Genomic DNA, 17,567 nt, shown 5'->3' with positions numbered 1-17,567 from the left:
TCGGTGCATGTCGCGCCTAAAAATGTGTAGCGGTTTCAGGGCAAGACATGCGTCAACAAAAAGATGGATAAAATGACCGGGCGGCGTGAGATGTTTGAGGTGCGGGAGGGTGAAAAAAGGCTCGAGATCGATCCGGCGCTGATGCCGGCGGATGGCGGCGTCGTCTTCATCGGCCGTATCGCCTCACCATGGACGACGCGCGAAACCTGCCCCAAGAACATGCGCGCGGCGCGCGAGACCGGGCAGCCGGCAGCACTGACGATCGACCCGCCCTACCGCGCCGGCCTGCAAGGGCTGGAGCGCACCAGCCATCTCGTCATCCTGTCGTGGCTCCACCACGCGCCGCGGACTCTGATCGTGCAGAAACCGCGCCATGCGGCTGAAGCAAAAGGCGTATTCGGCCTGCGCTCCCCTGCCCGACCGAACCCGATCGGCCTGCATGTGGCGAAACTGGTTGCGCTCGACCTCGCCACCGGGCGCATCGAGATCGACGCCATCGACGTGCTCGACGGCACCCCGGTGGTCGACATAAAACCCTATTTCGCATCGACCGATGCCTTTGCCGAGGCGACCATCGAAGGGCGCGACGAATGATGAAGGCGCCGACCGGCCGTCGGCGCGCCGTCGCCAAGGCGTTGACCGCGCTTCTGCCGCTGGCGCCCTATGCCGATATGGAGAAGATCCGAGCGGATGCCGGCTCCGTCCACATGAAGACCTTGCCGCCGACCATTGCCGTGTGGCTGGCGACGGTTGCCCATATCCGCCACGCCCATACCGACTACGAAAAGCTGCTCGCCGAAGGTTATGACCGCGACTCGGCGCGTTTCTTCGTCATCGAGCAGACCAATGTCGTACTTACCCGCTGGCGCGCCACCCGCCTGCTCGACGCCGACGACGAGGATGATTGAAGCTGTTGCCGGTCCGGCACGGCGCTCGGTAGCATGGCTGGCAGCTTTTCACTTCGAGGACGAACGACGCCGGATGACTGGCTCTATGCCCTCTGCCTGACACCGATAGCCTGTGATGCAAGGAGGTGCCGATGAGCCAGACCGCACAGGATACACGGCCGCTGCCTGTGGTGAGCGACCGCCACGTCGACCCGCATGCTTATCCCGACGGCATCGCCTTCCTCGACGGCCAGTACCTGCCGATGTCGCAGGCCAAGATCTCGGTGCTGGATTGGGGATTCCTGCATTCCGATGCCACTTACGACACGGTGCATGTCTGGAACGGCTGCTTCTTCCGGCTTGACCTGCATCTCGACCGCTTCTTCGGCGGACTGGAGAAATTGCGCATGACGATCCCGTTCGACCGCGATGGCGTGACGGAGATCCTGCACAATTGCGTGGCACTGTCGGGACACAGCGCCGCCTATGTCGAAATGCTGTGCACGCGCGGCGCTTCCCCTACTTTCAGCCGCGATCCGCGCCAGGCGATCAACCGCTTCATGGCGTTTGCCGTGCCGTTCGGCTCGGTCGCCAATCCCGAGCAGTTACAGCGCGGCCTCAATGTCGCCATCAGCGACAAGGTGCGCATTCCGCCGGCCTCGATCGACCCGGCGATCAAGAACTACCACTGGCTCGACCTGGTGCGCGGCCTTTACGATGCCTATGACCGCGGCGCCGAGACAGCGCTCATTCTCGACTTCAACGGCAATGTCGCCGAAGGTCCGGGCTTCAACGTCTTCTGTATCAAGGACAACAAGCTCTCGACGCCGGCGATCGGCGTGCTACCCGGCATAACCCGCCGCACTGTCTTCGATCTCTGTGCGCTGGAAGGCCTCTTCGCCACCCCGGCGGACGTCAGTGTCGCGGCATTGCGCGAGGCCGACGAGGTCTTCATCACCTCTACCGCCGGCGGCATCATGCCGGTCACGATGATCGACGGCAGCCCAGTCGCGGACGGCAGGCCCGGCGCGATTACCGGCCGACTGATGGCGCTCTATTGGGACAAGCATAAGGATCCGGCCTGGTCGAGCGCTGTACGCTACCCCTGACCGGTCGCCGCTCCCGTCCAAATAATTCCGCCACCGCCTCTGGAAAGTCGCGGGACGCACCGTATATGGCACAAAGCGGAGAGGCCTCCACTTATCTCTGAAAAAATTCCAGCTTGCACGGGCAAGGACTTCATCATGACAAACAAGGTTTGGTTCATCACCGGATCGTCGAAAGGTTTTGGCCGCGTCTGGGCCGAGGCCGCGCTCGCCCGCGGCGACCGCGTCGCGGCAACCGCCCGCGATGCCGGCACACTCGCCGCTCTCGTCGAGAAATATGGCGACAACATCGCCGCGATAGAGCTCGACGTCACCGACAAGAAAGCCGTCGATGCCGCAATCACCGGGGCGCACAAGCGCTTTGGCCGGCTCGACGTCGTCGTCAACAATGCCGGCTATGGCCATTTCGGCGCCATCGAGGAGGTCAGCGAGCAGGAAGCCCGCGACCAGATCGAAACCAATGTGTTCGGCGCGCTGTGGGTCACCCAGGCCGCCTTGCCGATCATGCGTGCGCAGCGCTCCGGCCACATCATCCAGATCTCTTCGATCGGCGGCGTCAATGCCTTCGCCTCGCTTGGCCTCTACCACGCCTCGAAATGGGCGCTGGAAGCTTTCAGCCAGTCGCTGAGCCTCGAGGTCGCCGAGTTCGGCATCCATGTCACGCTGGTCGAGCCCGGCGGCTTCTCCACCGACTGGGCCGGTCCGTCTGCAAAGGTCTCGAAAGCGCTTGACGCCTATGCGCCCGTCCGCGCCGCCATGGCGGAGCGCCGCAGCCGCGCGGTGGCCGGCGATCCCGAGGCCACCGGACCGGCGATGCTGGCCATCGTCGACGCGGCCGAGCCGCCTCTCAGGGTATTCTTCGGCGACGGCGGGCTGCCGATGATCAAACAGGAATACGCCAACCGCATCGCCACCTGGGAAAAGTGGGACCATGTCTCCGTCATGGCGCAAGGCGCCAACAAGAACCGCAAGGCCTAGTCAGATCACTCAGCCCACGCCGTTTCGAGCGGCGGCGAGGCTGCCTCGTCAGGCGCGATAAATCCACTGCTCGGGCACCCGCACGGAGATTTCCTCGCCGGACCTGACGATTCCGGGCTTCTCGACCCAGCCTACAAGGCCCCGCAGCCGCTTGGCCACTTTCGGAAAGAGCAGCGCGGTGGCGTCATGGTCCGCCGCCCGGACATGCTCGGCGATCGATTGCCCGGCGACGCGGCATGGCTTGTTCTGGGCATCGATCTTGACCGTCACGCCGCCCTTGAAGAACAGCAGCGAGCCGGATGGCAGCATCGAAAGATGCGGTATCCCTTCGATCAGCACGTTGGCGCCGATCCACTCAGGCTTGATCTCCTTGAGGCCCATGCGTTCGGCGACCAGCGCGAGTTCGTCCGCCGACACCAGCGACAATTGTCTCTCGTTGCGCATCTCGGTGCCGCGCTGATACCAGGGTTCGCGCCCGCCGGAGCGTCGCGTTATCCCGGCATGAAGATCGCCCGCTATGCCGTCGAAGCCCAACTGCAATTCCTCGACCGCCTTGGTTTCGAAATGGTCGAACGGAGCGGCATAGAGCGCCGCCGCTCTTGCCGCCAGCTTGCGGCCCGGCACGATGTCGACCGTCAGGTCCGCCGGAAAAAGGTCGAGGTTGGTTTCCTGCATCAGTCTCGTCTAGAGGCCCTCCGCAATGCGGTCCAGTCGAAAGCGCTGATGATCCGATCACGCCGTTTGATGCCGATCACGACTTTCTTACCGGAAACGCCGTTGCCGTCCTCAGCGCGCCGCATTGCCGCCGCGCCGCGGGCATAGACGATGGCGCCAGATCGGGAGGAGGTTCGGGTCATGCAGGTGGGACACGCCGTTGCCGCGCTCTGGTTGTTCTGGCTGGTATCGTGGATCCTTGCCGCATCATGGGCCGATCCCGTGCGCAAGCGGGCGGATTTCAGGGCGGAGGCGCGATATCGGGTTCTCTGGCTCGCCGGTACCGTCCTGCTGTTCGTTCCGGCGCACGGCTATGTGGGTCGGCTTCGGCTCTGGACGCCGACGCTCACCCAAGCCTGGATTTGCGTCGCCCTGATCGCCATCGGCATCGCCTGTGCATGGTGGGCCCGCCTGCATCTCGGCCGGCTGTGGTCCAGCACGGTAACGGCCAAGGCCGATCATCGCATCATCGACACCGGCCCTTACGCGCTTGTCCGTCATCCGATCTATACCGGCCTGCTGCTTTCGGTCCTCGCCACCATGGCCGTCAAGGGCACGGTATGGGGCGTCGCGGGCGCCGCCCTGCTGCTTGTCGGGATCGTCATCAAGGCGAGGCTGGAGGAAAGTTTCCTGCGCGGCGAGCTTGGGCCCGCCTATGACGATTACGCGCGCCGCGTGCCGATGCTCGTTCCCTTTTCGCCGGCCTGAAGCGGCAAGCGCGTCCTACAGCATCCGCAGCAGCGCGCCGCCGATCGAATACCCCGCGCCGAAAGCGCAGATCAGCCCGAAGTCGCCCGCCTTCATGTCGGCATGGTTCTCCGACAGCGCGACGATGGCGCCGGCGCCCGCCGTGTTGCCGAGACGCTCCAGCACCATGGGCGCGCGGTCATGATCGACCTCGTGGCCGAATGAGAGTTTCAGGATCATGGCGTTCATGCGCGCATTGGCCTGGTGCAGCCAGAAGCGTCGCACCGCCTGCGGCGTCAGGCCGTGCTCGGCCAGGAACTCCACGATGAATTTGTGCCCGGCGACGGTGACTTCCTTGAACACCTTGTTGCCGACCTGCTTGATCAGATTGCCCTCCAGATCGATCCTGTAGGGATCGTCCTGTGCGGTGCGGGTGTGGTAGCCGAGATTGGTGCGGATGTTGTTCGACATCTGCGTCCAGATGCGCGTGTCGAGCACTTCGAAACGTCCCGGCCGTTTCTCGCCGAGTGCCAGCCCTTCGACCACCATCGACACCGAGGCGTCGCCGAAGATGAAATGCGTCTGCCGGTCGCGGAAATTGAGATGGCCGGTGATGATCTCGGGCGTCGTCACTAGGATGCGCTTGTGGGCGCCCGCACGCACGAGATTGACCGCCATGTGCAATGCTGCCGCGGCGGAGGAACAGCCGAGCCCCATGTCGAAGCCCGCCCCCTTGGTGCCCAGGGCCTGCTGCATCTCGATGGCGATCGCCGGATAGGGCCGCTGGTGGTGCGAGGCCGAGCAGATCACTAGGTCGATATCGGAGGGCAGCAACCCGGCATGGTCAAGCGCCTTGCGGGCCGAAGCGATGCCGAACTCGGCCTCCAGCGACAGCGCATCGTCCGGCCGCGCCGGAATGCGCGGTGCCATACGGGTCGGGTCGAGTATGCCTTCGCGCTCGATCACATGACGGCTGCGCACGCCCGAGGCGTGGACGATGAAGTCGCTGTCCGATTTCTGCAGCAGCGGCTGGTCCGTGCCCGACCGGCGCGCGTTTTCCGTGTCGACCCAGCTGTTGAAACTGGCGACCAGTTCCTCATTGCTGATCTCAGGCTCGGGGATTTCGACGCCGATACCGCTGATGATGACGCGATGCATGTCCAGTCCGTCCCATCCGCAGGCGTTCAGGGGCTTTGATGTGGGCGTAAGGGAGGCCCGGCGCAACCCTTGTCGCATTGAGCCGGTTTATGCCAGCTTAAACCGGTTCCCGCGTCCCCTCACCATGCGCACAGTTTGGTGTTAGTCTGTGAGTTGTTCCAGCATGCGCCGCCGTCGCGGCTGCACACGAACTGCCCCGGCTCCTCATCGACGTTGGTCGTTCAAGCCCGCTTGGCGACAATGAAAATGCGCGGGAAACGCAACAGCACCTTGCCATTTGCGGTCTTCTTATAGGCCTTGGCGATCCTGGCCGTGTAGCTTTCGAGGAACAGCATCTTCTCGTCCGCATCGAGCGGGTCGACAAAAGGCTTCAAGCCCGTCGACTTCACCCATTCCACGATCGCCCCGGCGTCGGCCAGCGGATGGTTATAGACCGTGTGCCAGATGTCGAGCCGGTCCGAGAGCGGCGACAACAGATCATAATAGAACGACACCGGCGGCAGCGGCGCGCGCGCCGCCCCCTTCAGCTTGGCTGCGAACGGCATTTCGGCGGCGGTCTCGCGCATCAGCCTGTGGGAATCCTCGCCCATATTGTCTGGCATCTGCACGGCGAGCGCGCCGCCGGGCGCAAGAAAACCCATCAGCCGCTGGAAGACATCAGGATGTTCCGGCAGCCACTGGAACACGGCATTGGCGAAGATCACATCGACCGGTTGAGCCGGCGCCCATGTCGAGGCATCGGCAAGGTCGAAGCTGACATTGGGCAGGCGTGCCCTAGCCTTCTCGATCATGTCGGGAGACGTGTCGAAGCCGCTCACCTGTGCATCCGGCCAGCGCGCGACCAGAAGCTCCGTCGAATTGCCCGGCCCGCAGCCTATGTCGACAACCCTGCGGGGGAAGTCGACCGGCACCTGCGCCACCAAGTCGCGCACAGGACGCGTGCGCTCGTCCTCGAACTTCAAATATTGGGCGGCGGACCAATCGGGCTTTGCTGGGCTGTTCAACGGTAAGACCTCGCGGCGGTTGCCACCTTCCATGACCGGCGCGACAAGCCGGCTATCCCAATTGGGTGACGATCCCGTCGTCGCCGACCCGGAACCGCCACTGCAATAACGGCCCTTACCGCGTCAGCCTCTTATGCGTCATGCGGTGCGGGGCCGCCGCCTCCGCGCCCAGGCGGCGAAGCTTGTCCTTCTCATACTCCTCGAAATTGCCTTCGAACCATTCGACATGCGCGTCGCCCTCGAAGGCGAGCATGTGGGTCGCCATGCGATCGAGGAACATGCGGTCGTGGCTGATGATGACAGCGCAGCCGGCATAGGCTTCCAGCGCATCTTCGAGTGCGCTCAGCGTCTCGGTGTCGAGGTCGTTGGTCGGTTCGTCGAGCAAAAGCACATTGCCGCCGCCTTTGAGCATCTTGGCCAGATGCACGCGGTTGCGTTGGCCGCCCGAAAGGTTGCCGACCTTCTGCTGCTGATCGCCGCCACGGAAGTTGAAGGACGAGCAATAGGCGCGGCTGTTGACCTCGTGCTTGCCAAGCTTGATGACTTCGGCGCCACCGGAGATTTCTTCCCACACCGTCTTGTTCGGGTCCAGCGCGTCACGGCTCTGGTCGACATAGCCGAGCTTGACCGTCTCGCCGATGCGGATCGACCCCGCATCAGGCTTTTCCTGGCCAGTGAAGGTCTTGAACAGCGTCGTCTTGCCAGCGCCGTTCGGGCCGATGACGCCGACAATGCCGCCCGGCGGCAGCCTGAACGACAGGTCCTCGATCAAAAGCTCATCGCCGAAGCCCTTGGTGAGCCCTTCAACCTCGATGACGACATTGCCGAGGCGCTCGCCCGACGGAATGACGATCTGCGTGTCGGTCGGCTTGCGATTCTGCGACTGCTCGACCAGTTCCTCATAGGCCTTGATACGGGCCTTGGACTTGGTCTGGCGCGCCTTCGGCGAGGATTGGATCCACTCGCGCTCGCGCCAGATCGACTTCTGGCGGGCGTCGTCCTCGCGGCCTTCCTGGATCAGGCGTTTGGCCTTGGCGTCGAGATATTTGGTGTAGTTGCCCTCGTAAGGGATGCCACGGCCGCGATCGAGCTCGAGAATCCATCCCGTGACATTGTCGAGGAAGTAGCGGTCGTGGGTGATGATCAGCACCGAGCCCGGATAGTCGCGCAGGTGCTTTTCCAGCCACGCCGTGGTCTCGGCGTCGAGATGGTTGGTCGGCTCGTCGAGCAAAAGCAGGTCGGGCTGTTCCAGGAGCAGCCGGCACAGCGCCACGCGGCGGCGCTCGCCGCCCGACAGATTGGTCACCTCGGAATCGGCCGGCGGGCACTGCAGCGCGTCCATCGCCATCTCGACCTGCTGCTCGAGGTCCCAAAGGTTGAGCCGATCCATCTCGTCCTGGAGCTTGGCCGACTCGTCTGCCGTCTCGTCGGAATAGTTCATCATCAATTCGTTGTAGCGCTCGATGATGGCGGTCTTCCTGCCGACGCCGTCCATGACGTTTTCACGCACGGTCTTGCTGTTGTCGAGCTGCGGCTCCTGCGCCAGGTAGCCGACCGTGGCGCCTTCGGCCAGCCACGCCTCGCCCTGGAACTCCTTGTCGAGCCCGGCCATGATGCGCAGGATGGTCGACTTACCCGAACCGTTAGGACCGAGAATGCCGATCTTGGCGTCCGGGTAGAAGGACAGATGAACGTTATCGAGCACCTTCTTGGTGCCGTAGGCCTTTGACAGGCCTGACATGTGATAGATGAACTGGCGTGCCACGCGCGCTTTCCCTGAAAAACTGACTGATTTGTCGATCTGAATGGAGGTTGGCCGCTATGTAGGCGATGCGGAGCCGAACGGCAATCGCTTTCGCCGCATCGAACCGATCACAGGCCGCACAACAACGGGCGTTGGCGCCCCGGCCTGCCTGCCGGCTGGAATGAGCTCAGGACCTACTGGAACCCGATTGCGTCGACGGTTCCGGTCGGGCAACCGGCCTTGTTGGTCGGCACCGAGGCCAGCAGCAGGTCCTTGAGCGAGCTGTTTGGGCCGATCGGACCGGCAAGGCCAAGCGTCAACTCTCCGATCAGCCGCCGGCCGCTCGACGGATCGATGACACAGGAGACGCGCACGCGATCGCCGGCGCCGGCGCCAAAAGCCTGGTCGAAGGCGCCGCGGATCTGGTCCGCCGTCAGCTTGCCGCCGATGTTCTTGGCGAAGAGATCGCGCACCGCTGAGCCGTTCACCGCGCGCATCAGGCCGAGTGCGTCGGAAAAATACTCCTGCTGGTTCTTGCCGTAGCAGGTGCCGTGCTTGATCCATTCATGCCGCTCCAACTGCGAAGCGGTGCCCGGCATAACCTTGTCGAGTTCCGCGCGCGTGCCGGCGTCCAAATTGACAGGCGGAAGATCCTTCCAGTGCGCCGGACTGTCGTTGGCCTTGTCGCTGGCCGGTACCTGGCAATAGAAGTTCCCGTTCGGCTGCGGCCACAGGCCGTGCAAGGTGAAGTTGCTGGCATCGAATTCATTCGGGTTTTGTGCCTTGCATTCGCTCTTGCTGGACTTGGTCTCGCAAAAAGCCGGCTGCCAGCTCAGCGCGAAGACATATTCGGGTTTTCCTGACGCCGCAGGCTTGCCCTGCCCGCCGGGGGTCGCCGGCAGCGTTGCTGCGCTGCTGCCGGAGAGATGTCCGCAACTGACCTTCACCCAGCGCCGATCCGGATCTGCGCTCGGCACCAGGATGAGATAGTGCGTCGGCGCATCCTTGTTGCCCGCCAGCAGCTGATAGCTCTGTCCGGCATCAGTCGAGACATTGCCGGGATTCTTGCCGTTCTTGATGGCTTGCGTCGCTGGACAGGAGGCGTCGGCAACGAAGGTGCCACTCATCCTGACGTCGGCATGGGCCGCACCCGTTAACGATGCCGCCAACATGGCCAATCCGAAAACAACAGCAATGCGCATGGGAATCCCTGGATGAAAAAGGTGGGCGACAGACTGAAGCTGTCTCCATGTCAGAATTGCGATATTCCACCGGCCAGACGCAAGAAACATCATCGCGAGAAATCCGGAATGGCGGATTGACGCTGAACCGGCCCCGGCGCAAACAAGGCCGGCGCCACCGAGGCGGGCCAGGGTGGAAATCACTGAATGTCATTCAGCCAGCAGCGCATGGTCCGTTCGCCGACCGGCGCCGACCTCAATCTTCTGGTCCGGCAGGCCGACGGCCATCCGCGCGCCGTCATCCAGATCAATCACGGTCTGGCAGAACATGCGGCGCGCTATGATCGTTTTGCCGATTTCCTGGGCGCGCGCGGCTTTAGCGTCTATGTTCACGATCATCGCGGCCATGGCGCAACGAAGGCGCCCGACGCACCGCTGGGCAGGTTCGCGCATGAGGACGGCCCCGCCAAGGTCATCGCCGATGTCGGCGCCATCCATGATCTCATCGCCAGGGAGCAGCCGGGCCTGCCCGTCATCCTGTTCGGCCATTCGATGGGCGCGTCCGTGGCGCTGAACTTTCTCCTGGCCCATTCGAACCGCGTTCACGCCGCCGCCATCTGGAATGGCAATTTTTCAGCTGGCCTGCTCGGGCAGGTGGCGCTCGGCATCCTTGCATGGGAAAGGATGCGGCTCGGCTCGGACGTCCCATCGCGCCTGCTGCCGAAACTCACCTTCCAGGCCTGGGGTAAGGCGGTGCCCAACCACCGCACCTTGTTCGACTGGCTGTCACGCGATCCCGCCGAGGTCGACAAATACATCGCCGACCCGCTATGCGGCTGGGACGCCTCGGTGTCGATGTGGCGCGATGTCGTGCAGATGGCGCTCAATGGCGGCAGGGACGCCGGTTTCGTCGGCGTTCGGCGCGACCTCCCCGTCAGCGTCGTGGGGGGCGAAAAAGACCCTGCCTCGGATTATGGCAAAGGGATCATCCAGCTTGCCGGACGCATGCGCAAAATGGGCTTTTCGAATCTCGTTTCAAAGGTTTACAGCGAGACCCGCCACGAAAGCCTGAACGAGGTGAATCGCGACATCGTCATGGACGATTTCGCGGCATGGGCCGAGACGATCCTGACGCGATGAAGCGTTGGCCCATTGCAAGAGCCGTGACAGCGGCAATCTCTGTTGATAGAGGCTTCGGTTCCGACCAATTCTGGTGATTTATGGCTGAGCCCCCGCTGAAAGGCGTCCGCGTCGTCGAACTCGCCCGCATCCTTGCCGGGCCCTGGGCCGGGCAGTTGCTTGCCGATCTCGGCGCCGACGTCATCAAGGTCGAAAGCCCGGACGGCGGCGACGACACCCGCAAATGGGGCCCGCCCTTCGTCATGGGCAAGGATGGCGAGAACCTGTCGGCCGCCTATTACCATTCCTGCAATCGCGGCAAGCGCTCCATCGCCATCGATTTTTCGACACCGGAGGGCGCCGAAACCGTGCGCCGGCTGGTGGCAACGTCTGACGTGCTGATCGAAAACTTCAAGCTTGGCGGTTTGAAGAAATACGGACTCGACTATGACAGCCTGCGCAAGATCAATCCGCGCCTCGTTTATTGCTCGATCACCGGATTCGGCCAGGACGGTCCGTACGCGCCGCGCGCCGGCTACGATTTCATCATCCAGGGCATGGCCGGCATGATGTCGATCACCGGCGAGGCGGGACGCGAGCCGCAGAAGGCCGGCGTCGCCATCTCCGACATCTTCACTGGCCTCTATTCCGTCATCGCCATCCAGGCGGCACTTCGCCACGCCGAAAAAACCGGCGAAGGCCAGCACATCGACATGGCATTGTTCGACACCCAAATCTCGGCGCTCGGCAACCAGAACCTCAACTATATCGTCTCCGGCAAGTCGCCTGTGCAGATGGGCAACGCGCATATGAACATCGCGCCCTACGAGGTGCTGCCGGTCCGGGACGGTCACATCATCCTGGCGGTCGGCAATGACGGCCAGTTCGCCAGGTTCTGCGCGGTGGTCGGGCTGGACGAATTGCCCGGCAATGCCGATTTCGCCACCAATCCGGCCCGCGTCGCCAACCGGGCGGCGCTACGCGAGCGGATCGTCGAGGCGCTGAAGACCACGGATCGCGACCCGCTGCTGGCCAAGCTGGAAGCGGCCAGCGTGCCGGCGAGCCCGATCAACACGATCGGACAGATGTTCGCCGACCCGCAGGCGATCGCGCGCGGCATGCGGCTCGATCTCGACGACGGCCATGGCAATCTTCTGCCCTCGGTTCGCGCACCGATGATCATGTCCGAAACACCGCTCGTCTATGAGCGCCCCTCGCCCCGCCTGGGCGAACATACTGACGAAATCCTTGCCGAACTGGAGAGAGCAAAATGAAAACCGGCGGACAATTGATCGTCGACGCGCTCGAGGCCAACGGCACCGACCGTATCTTCTGCGTGCCAGGCGAATCCTACCTCGCGGTGCTCGACGCGCTGCACGATTCGGCGATCCGCACCATCGTCTGCCGCCAGGAGGGTGGCGCCGCCATGATGGCCGACTGCCAAGGCCGCCTGACCGGCAAACCCGGTATCTGCTTCGTCACCCGCGGCCCCGGCGCCACCAATGCCTCCGCCGGCATCCATATCGCCATGCAGGATTCAGTTCCCGTGATCCTGTTCATCGGCCAGGTCGCCAGCCACGCCAAGCAGCGCGAGGCCTTCCAGGAAGTGGACTATGTCAGGTTCTTTGGCGACATCGCAAAATGGGTGGTAGAGATCGACGATGCGTCGCGTATTCCCGAATTCGTCACCCGCGCCTTTGCCGTGGCGACCTCCGGACGCCCAGGTCCCGTCGTCATCTCGCTGCCGGAAGACATGCTGACCAGTGTCGTCGATGCACCGGCCGCGATCGCCTACACCCCGGTCGAGACCAGCCCCGCCGAAGCCGAACTCGACCGGCTCGAGGCGCTGCTCAATGCCGCCAAACGACCGATCGCGATCCTGGGCGGCACACGTTGGGATTTCCAGGCTGTTCAGGAAATCACCCGCATCGCCGAGGCGTGGTCGCTACCGGTCGGCTGCTCCTTCCGCCGCCAGATGCTGTTCGATCATCTGCACCCGAACTATGCCGGCGATGTCGGCATCGGCATCAACCCGAAGCTGGCGACAGCAATCAAGCAGGCCGATCTGGTGCTGCTGATCGGCGGCCGCATGGGCGAGATGCCGTCCTCGGACTATACGCTGCTGAAGAGCCCCTACCCTGACCAGACGCTGGTCCATGTCCACCCCGATGCCGGCGAACTAGGCCGCGTCTACCGTCCAACGCTTGCGATCAACGCCTCGCCCGCCGCCTTCGTGCGCGCCTTCGCCAACCGGAAGGGACCGGCATCGCCGGGCTGGGCGGCGGAGACGGCAAAGCTCCATGCCGCTTATCTCGACTGGTCGACCCCACCGGAAAGCGGTCCGGGCGCCGTCCAGATGGGGCTGATCATGACCTATCTCGAAACGGTGCTGCCCGACGATGCCATCCTGACCAACGGCGCCGGCAACTACGCCACGTGGGTGCACCGCTTCCATCGCTTCCGCCGCTTTGCCACACAGGGCGCGCCGACCTCAGGCTCGATGGGTTACGGAACGCCGGCGGCGGTAGCGGCCAAGGCGCTTTATCCGGATCGCACCGTAGTCGCTTTCGCCGGCGACGGCTGCTTCCTGATGAACGGGCAGGAATTCGCCACCGCCGTACAATACGGGTTGCCGATCATCGTCATCGTCGTCAATAATGGCATCTACGGCACCATCCGCATGCACCAGGAGCGTGAATACCCCGGGCGGGTGGTGGCCACGGACCTCAAGAATCCGGACTTCGCCGCCCTGGCGCGTGCCTATGGTGGCCATGGCGAAACGGTGGAGAAAACCGCCGACTTCGCCCCTGCCTTCGAGCGTGCTCGCGCCAGCGGCAAGCCGGCAATCGTCGAAATCCGGCTCGATCCGGAGGCAATCACCCCGACCCGAACGATGACGCAAATAAGAGACAAGGCCTGAAAGTCGGTTTCCGGCAGGAGAAAGGGCGGCGCTGTCCCGCAAAGCTTTCGCAAGCAAATACGGGCGCGCGCCCCGAGCGACGTCGCGTTACATCGACGCCGCCGCCTTTTCGATCTGACCGCGGATCTCGCCGTCCTTGTTGGCCGCGGTGTGTATGTTGACGTAATACTTGCCGGCCTCCAGATCGGTCACCTGCGTATCGGTCAATGTCGCCGATCCCTTGATCGGGCTCTTGAGTTTTTTGAACGGGATTACGGGGTCCGCATTTTCCCCCTTCGCGGCCGGGCCATGAATATGTGCGGCCGTCGCCGGCCCGCTGAGGCCGGAGTATTTGACGTTCCAACTGAGTTTCTTCTTGGCGGTGTCAAAGGTGAATGTGGCGGTTCCCTTGCCCTTGGTGGTAACGGGTGGGCTCTGCTGGCTGCCATCGAGCGTCGCCTTGAACTTCATCATGTCGGCCAGGGCCGGCGACGCGAACAGGAAAGCGGTCGAAATGGCCAGCGCCGAAAGCGTCGGCAAGACGGTCTGTGTGCGCATGAAGAACCTCCGATTGGCTGTAGCATCCGCCGTGGCTCCCCGCACGCGCATGCCTCCGACGCAACGCTCGGCCGCCCCAATGTATCCAGGCACACGCTTTTGTGATTTGGCCGCATGAAAAAGGGGCGGTCGCCCGCCCCTCCAACATCGTCCATCAAGCCCCGTCACGAGGCCGTTTTGAGGCCTACTTGATCGCCTTGTCGGTGATCGCGGTGGTATAGGCGCCCTTCGGCTCCTTGGTGATGATCTTCTGGTCGAGCAACGCCTTGGCGGTACGCTCATAGGTCGCCGGGTCGAGCTTGCCGTCGGCATTGTCGATGAGCTTGGCGACTTCGCTCATCATACGCTTCTGGTGGTTCTCGTCCTGGCCGCCGCCATCCATGACGATCTCCGCCGCTTCGTCATTGTTGTCGACGGCGTATTTCCAACCCTTCATCGAGGCGCGCACGAAACGCACCATCTTGTCCTCGAAGGCCGGATCCTTGAGCTTATCCTCCGACGCATAAAGCCCGTCCTCGAGCAGGTCGTTGCCCATCGCCGAGTAGTTGAACACGGTGAGTTGCTCCGGCTTGTAGCCGGCGTCGATCAGCTGCCAATATTCATTATAGGTCATGACCGAGATGCAATCCGCCTGCTTCTGAATCAGCGGCTGCACGTCAAAGCTCTGCTTGAGAACGGTGACGCCATCCGGGCCGCCATCGGTCTTGAGGCCAAGCTTGTTCATCCAGGCGTAGAACGGATATTCGTTGCCGAAGAACCAGACGCCGAGCGTGTGGCCCTTGAAGTCGGCTTCGGTCTTGATCGGGCCGTCTTTCGGGCAGACCAGTTCCATGCCGGCCTTCTTGAACGGCTGGGCGATGTTGACCAGCGGCACGCCCTTTTCGCGGGCTGCCAGCGCGCCGCCCATCCAGTCGACGATGACATCGGCGCCGCCGCCGGCGATCACCTGCTCGGGCGCAATGTCGGGACCGCCCGGCTTGATGTCGACGTCGAGACCCTCGGCCTCGTAGAAGCCCTTCGCCTTGGCGACGTAATAACCGGCAAACTGGGCCTGCGTGACCCATTTCAGCTGCAACGTCACCTTGTCGGCGGCCATTGCCTGGAACGCGGCCAGCGACATCGCGCCGGCCAGTACAGGAACAATCAGTCTTTTCATTTTTTTCCCTCTGGAGTTAGTGCCCAAACCCACCGCCCCTATCCACCACGGACAGAGGGATGCCAAAACGTGACGGCTCTTTCGACAAGAGCGACCACACCATAAAAGACCGAACCCGCAAGGGCTGCAACTGCGATTTCGGCCCAGACCATGTCGATGTTCATCCGTCCGACTTCGGTCGAGATGCGGAAGCCCATGCCGACGACAGGCGTGCCGAAGAACTCGGCGACGATGGCGCCGATCAGCGCCAGCGTCGAGTTGATCTTCAGCGCGTTGAAGATGAAGGGAGCGGCGGCCGGCAGCCTGAGCTTGATAAGCGTCGGCCAGTAGCCCGACGCATAGGTGCGCATCAGGTCGCGCTCCATATGGCCGGACGCGGCCAGACCGGCGACGGTGTTCACCAGCATCGGGAAGAAGGTCATGATGATGACGACAGCCGCCTTGGACTGCCAGTCGAAGCCGAACCACATCACCATGATCGGCGCCACGCCGATGATCGGCAGCGCCGAGACCATGTTGCCGATGGGCAGCAGGCCGCGCCGCAGGAACGGCACCCGGTCGGCGAGAATGGCCGTGACAAAGCCGGCGCCGCTGCCCACGATATAGCCGAAGATAACAGCCTTGAAGATGGTCTGCCGGACATCGGCGCCAAGGATCGGCAGCGAACTGGCGATGCGCGCGCCGATGGCGCTCGGCGGCGGCAACAGGATGAACGGGATGCCGGCGCCACGCGTCACCGCTTCCCAGATGATCAGGATCCAGGCGCCGAAGATGGCGGGGATGATCAGGCGCAGCGCCGTGCGCATCCAGCTTGCGGTGGGGTGCAGTCCCGATAGCACCGCGACGCAGCGCCAGCCAAGCAGCCAGGCGGCCGTGAGCAGCACGAAATACGGCGCCAGTGCCGTGCCTTCGAAACCAGCGATACCTGAGATCAGCAGCCAGGCGACGAGGTGGGCGCCGACGAACAGTACGACCGCTTCCACAAAGCGCGAAATCCTGATCATCGAGACCAGGGCCGTCAGCATGGCAAGGCCAAACATCAGGCCCTTCGTTCCGAGATAGGGATAGTTGGCGCTGGTTGTCGGGTCCGCTAGCGCCGCCGCTTCCGGCTTCGACATGGCGCCGAGTGCGACCGCCATCAGGCACAGCACGATGGCCAGCACAGCCTGCCAGGAAGGCTTCAGCCGGTTCATGCCGGCCTCCCGCCCATGGCGCGGTCGACGAGGCGCCCGGCAATGCCGACCACCATGACCAGCAGCGCGGCCACGATCGAGCCCGCGACAAGCGCCGACCAGATGTCGATGGACTGGCTGTAATAGGCGCCAGCGAGCAGCTTGGCGCCGATGCCGGCGACGGCGCCCGTCGGCAGTTCGCCGACAATGGCGCCGACCAGACTGGCCGCCACCGCCACCTTCATCGAGGTGAACAGGAACGGCACCGAGGCCGGCACGCGCAGCTTCCAGAAGGTCTGCGCACGGCTGGCATTGTAGGTGTGCATCAGGTCGAGATGCATGATCTCGGGCGAGCGCAGGCCTTTCACCATGCCAACCGTCACCGGGAAGAACGACAGATAGGTCGAAATCATCGCCTTCGGGATCAGGCCGGTGATGCCGATCGCCGCCAGCACCACGATGATCATCGGCGCCACCGCCAGGATCGGGATGGTCTGCGAGGCGATGATCCATGGCATCAGGCTGCGGTCGAGCGTCGCCACATGTACGATGCCCACCGCGATGATGATGCCGAGCGCCGTGCCGAAGGCAAAGCCCAGCAGCGTCGAGGACAGCGTCACCCAGGCATTGTAGACCAGGCTGCGGTTCGAAGTGACGTTGCGCAGGAACGTGTTCTCGAAAAAGTTCACCGCCACCTGGTGCGGCGCCGGCAGCGTCGGCTTCGGCTGCGAGAGCGTCTTGCCGATGAACTCGACGGTGCCGGGCGTTTCGTTGGCACGTTGGTCGAGATCGCGCTGGAACGGCGTGTTGAGTATGACGGCGAAGACGTACCAGAGTACGACCACGCCGGCGAGGATGGAGGTTACCGGGATGACCTTTGAGCGGAAGGTGTCCATCTAGCGCCGCCCTTCTCCTCTCCCCACCGGGGAGAGGGTGGCCGGAGCGAAGCGGAGGTCGGGGGCCCTTGCCTTCGTCATCCTAGGGCGAAGCAAGGAGCGAAGCGACGCGGCGCAGACCCTAGAATTCATGCCGTTACCTCTCCGCTCCGCGACCATTCGGAATATGGCTCCCTCCGCGCCGCTTAGCCTGCCGAATATTCTCGACTGTTTGCGCCTTTCGGCAGGCGTCACGGCATGGATCCTAGGGTCTACGTATGCCGCTTCGCGGCTACTCCGCCCTAGAATGACGAAGGCGTAGGTGGCCG

The 17,567-nt window shown here is 63.5% G+C and carries 17 protein-coding genes; 8 read left to right on the top strand and 9 right to left on the bottom strand.

What is annotated here, in order from left to right; all coding sequences use genetic code 11:
• Window positions 1–72 precede the first annotated feature (72 nt).
• The 4 genes from tsaA (at window position 73) to FJ959_RS16330 (ending at window position 2,971) form a co-directional block, all read left to right on the top strand.
• On the top strand, window positions 73–594 hold the full coding sequence (gene tsaA, locus FJ959_RS16345; RefSeq protein ID WP_140516630.1) for a tRNA (N6-threonylcarbamoyladenosine(37)-N6)-methyltransferase TrmO: 522 nt from the start codon (window positions 73–75) through the stop codon (window positions 592–594).
• Window positions 594–908, top strand: a complete 315-nt coding sequence (locus FJ959_RS16340; protein WP_140495859.1) for a DUF2293 domain-containing protein — start codon at window positions 594–596, stop codon at window positions 906–908. The genes tsaA and FJ959_RS16340 overlap by 1 nt, the downstream gene beginning before the upstream one ends.
• A 131-nt stretch (window positions 909–1,039) precedes the next feature.
• The gene (locus FJ959_RS16335) at window positions 1,040–1,996 is read left to right on the top strand and encodes an aminotransferase class IV (protein ID WP_140559513.1); all 957 of its coding nucleotides are present in this window, start codon (window positions 1,040–1,042) and stop codon (window positions 1,994–1,996) included.
• A 135-nt stretch (window positions 1,997–2,131) separates the two neighbouring features.
• Window positions 2,132–2,971, top strand: a complete 840-nt coding sequence (locus FJ959_RS16330; protein ID WP_140559512.1) for an SDR family oxidoreductase — start codon at window positions 2,132–2,134, stop codon at window positions 2,969–2,971.
• A 48-nt stretch (window positions 2,972–3,019) separates the two neighbouring features.
• On the opposite strand, the gene FJ959_RS16325 is transcribed toward FJ959_RS16330, so the two are convergent.
• Window positions 3,020–3,646, bottom strand: a complete 627-nt coding sequence (locus FJ959_RS16325) for an MOSC domain-containing protein (RefSeq protein ID WP_140630892.1) — start codon at window positions 3,644–3,646, stop codon at window positions 3,020–3,022.
• A 180-nt stretch (window positions 3,647–3,826) separates the two neighbouring features.
• Here FJ959_RS16325 and FJ959_RS16320 point away from each other — a divergent pair, with 180 nt between their 5' ends.
• A complete protein-coding gene (locus FJ959_RS16320) occupies window positions 3,827–4,393 on the top strand; it encodes an isoprenylcysteine carboxylmethyltransferase family protein (RefSeq protein WP_140557515.1) in 567 nt (188 codons plus the stop codon).
• A 15-nt stretch (window positions 4,394–4,408) separates the two neighbouring features.
• Here the strand turns inward: FJ959_RS16320 and FJ959_RS16315 are convergent, their stop codons facing one another.
• From FJ959_RS16315 to FJ959_RS16300, 4 genes are all read right to left on the bottom strand, one after another.
• Window positions 4,409–5,530 carry a beta-ketoacyl-ACP synthase III gene (locus tag FJ959_RS16315; RefSeq protein WP_140559509.1) on the bottom strand — a complete coding sequence of 374 codons (1,122 nt, stop codon included), beginning with the start codon at window positions 5,528–5,530 and terminating at the stop codon, window positions 4,409–4,411.
• 221 nt (window positions 5,531–5,751) lie between these two features.
• Complete coding sequence (gene tam, locus FJ959_RS16310; protein WP_246678942.1) at window positions 5,752–6,534, bottom strand: trans-aconitate 2-methyltransferase; 783 nt, start codon at window positions 6,532–6,534, stop codon at window positions 5,752–5,754.
• Between the two features lie 115 nt (window positions 6,535–6,649).
• Window positions 6,650–8,299 (bottom strand): energy-dependent translational throttle protein EttA, encoded by a 1,650-nt coding sequence (gene ettA, locus FJ959_RS16305; RefSeq protein ID WP_140495150.1) that lies wholly within the window; start codon window positions 8,297–8,299, stop codon window positions 6,650–6,652.
• 173 nt (window positions 8,300–8,472) lie between these two features.
• A complete protein-coding gene (locus FJ959_RS16300) occupies window positions 8,473–9,480 on the bottom strand; it encodes a ribonuclease (protein WP_140630887.1) in 1,008 nt (335 codons plus the stop codon).
• A gap of 186 nt (window positions 9,481–9,666) precedes the next feature.
• On the opposite strand from FJ959_RS16300, the gene FJ959_RS16295 reads away from it, so the two are divergent.
• From FJ959_RS16295 to FJ959_RS16285, 3 genes are all read left to right on the top strand, one after another.
• On the top strand, window positions 9,667–10,599 hold the full coding sequence (locus FJ959_RS16295) for an alpha/beta hydrolase (RefSeq protein ID WP_140521230.1): 933 nt from the start codon (window positions 9,667–9,669) through the stop codon (window positions 10,597–10,599).
• Window positions 10,600–10,679: 80 nt separating this feature from the next.
• Window positions 10,680–11,852, top strand: coding sequence for a CaiB/BaiF CoA-transferase family protein (locus tag FJ959_RS16290; protein WP_140630884.1), 1,173 nt, complete (start codon window positions 10,680–10,682; stop codon window positions 11,850–11,852).
• Window positions 11,849–13,498, top strand: a complete 1,650-nt coding sequence (locus FJ959_RS16285; RefSeq protein WP_140630881.1) for a thiamine pyrophosphate-binding protein — start codon at window positions 11,849–11,851, stop codon at window positions 13,496–13,498. Before FJ959_RS16290 ends, FJ959_RS16285 begins: the two co-directional genes overlap by 4 nt.
• 87 nt (window positions 13,499–13,585) lie before the next feature.
• Here FJ959_RS16285 and FJ959_RS16280 read toward each other — a convergent pair whose 3' ends face one another.
• The 4 genes from FJ959_RS16280 to FJ959_RS16265 all read right to left on the bottom strand — a co-directional run bounded on the left by FJ959_RS16280 (window position 13,586) and on the right by FJ959_RS16265 (window position 17,259).
• The gene (locus tag FJ959_RS16280) at window positions 13,586–14,035 is read right to left on the bottom strand and encodes a CHRD domain-containing protein (protein ID WP_140557483.1); all 450 of its coding nucleotides are present in this window, start codon (window positions 14,033–14,035) and stop codon (window positions 13,586–13,588) included.
• Window positions 14,036–14,219: 184 nt separating this feature from the next.
• Window positions 14,220–15,191, bottom strand: a complete 972-nt coding sequence (locus tag FJ959_RS16275) for an ABC transporter substrate-binding protein (RefSeq protein ID WP_140495139.1) — start codon at window positions 15,189–15,191, stop codon at window positions 14,220–14,222.
• A gap of 38 nt (window positions 15,192–15,229) precedes the next feature.
• Window positions 15,230–16,384: an ABC transporter permease gene (locus FJ959_RS16270; RefSeq protein ID WP_140580026.1), complete on the bottom strand. Its 1,155-nt coding sequence runs from the start codon at window positions 16,382–16,384 to the stop codon at window positions 15,230–15,232.
• Window positions 16,381–17,259 (bottom strand): ABC transporter permease, encoded by an 879-nt coding sequence (locus tag FJ959_RS16265; RefSeq protein WP_140495135.1) that lies wholly within the window; start codon window positions 17,257–17,259, stop codon window positions 16,381–16,383. Before FJ959_RS16265 ends, FJ959_RS16270 begins: the two co-directional genes overlap by 4 nt.
• Window positions 17,260–17,567: the final 308 nt, after the last annotated feature.

Source organism: Mesorhizobium sp. B2-2-4 (assembly GCF_006442375.1).
In the GTDB taxonomy this organism is placed as follows: domain Bacteria; phylum Pseudomonadota; class Alphaproteobacteria; order Rhizobiales; family Rhizobiaceae; genus Mesorhizobium.
Note: the sequence above shows the minus strand (reverse complement) of the source record. Positions and strands in the feature narration are given on the sequence as shown.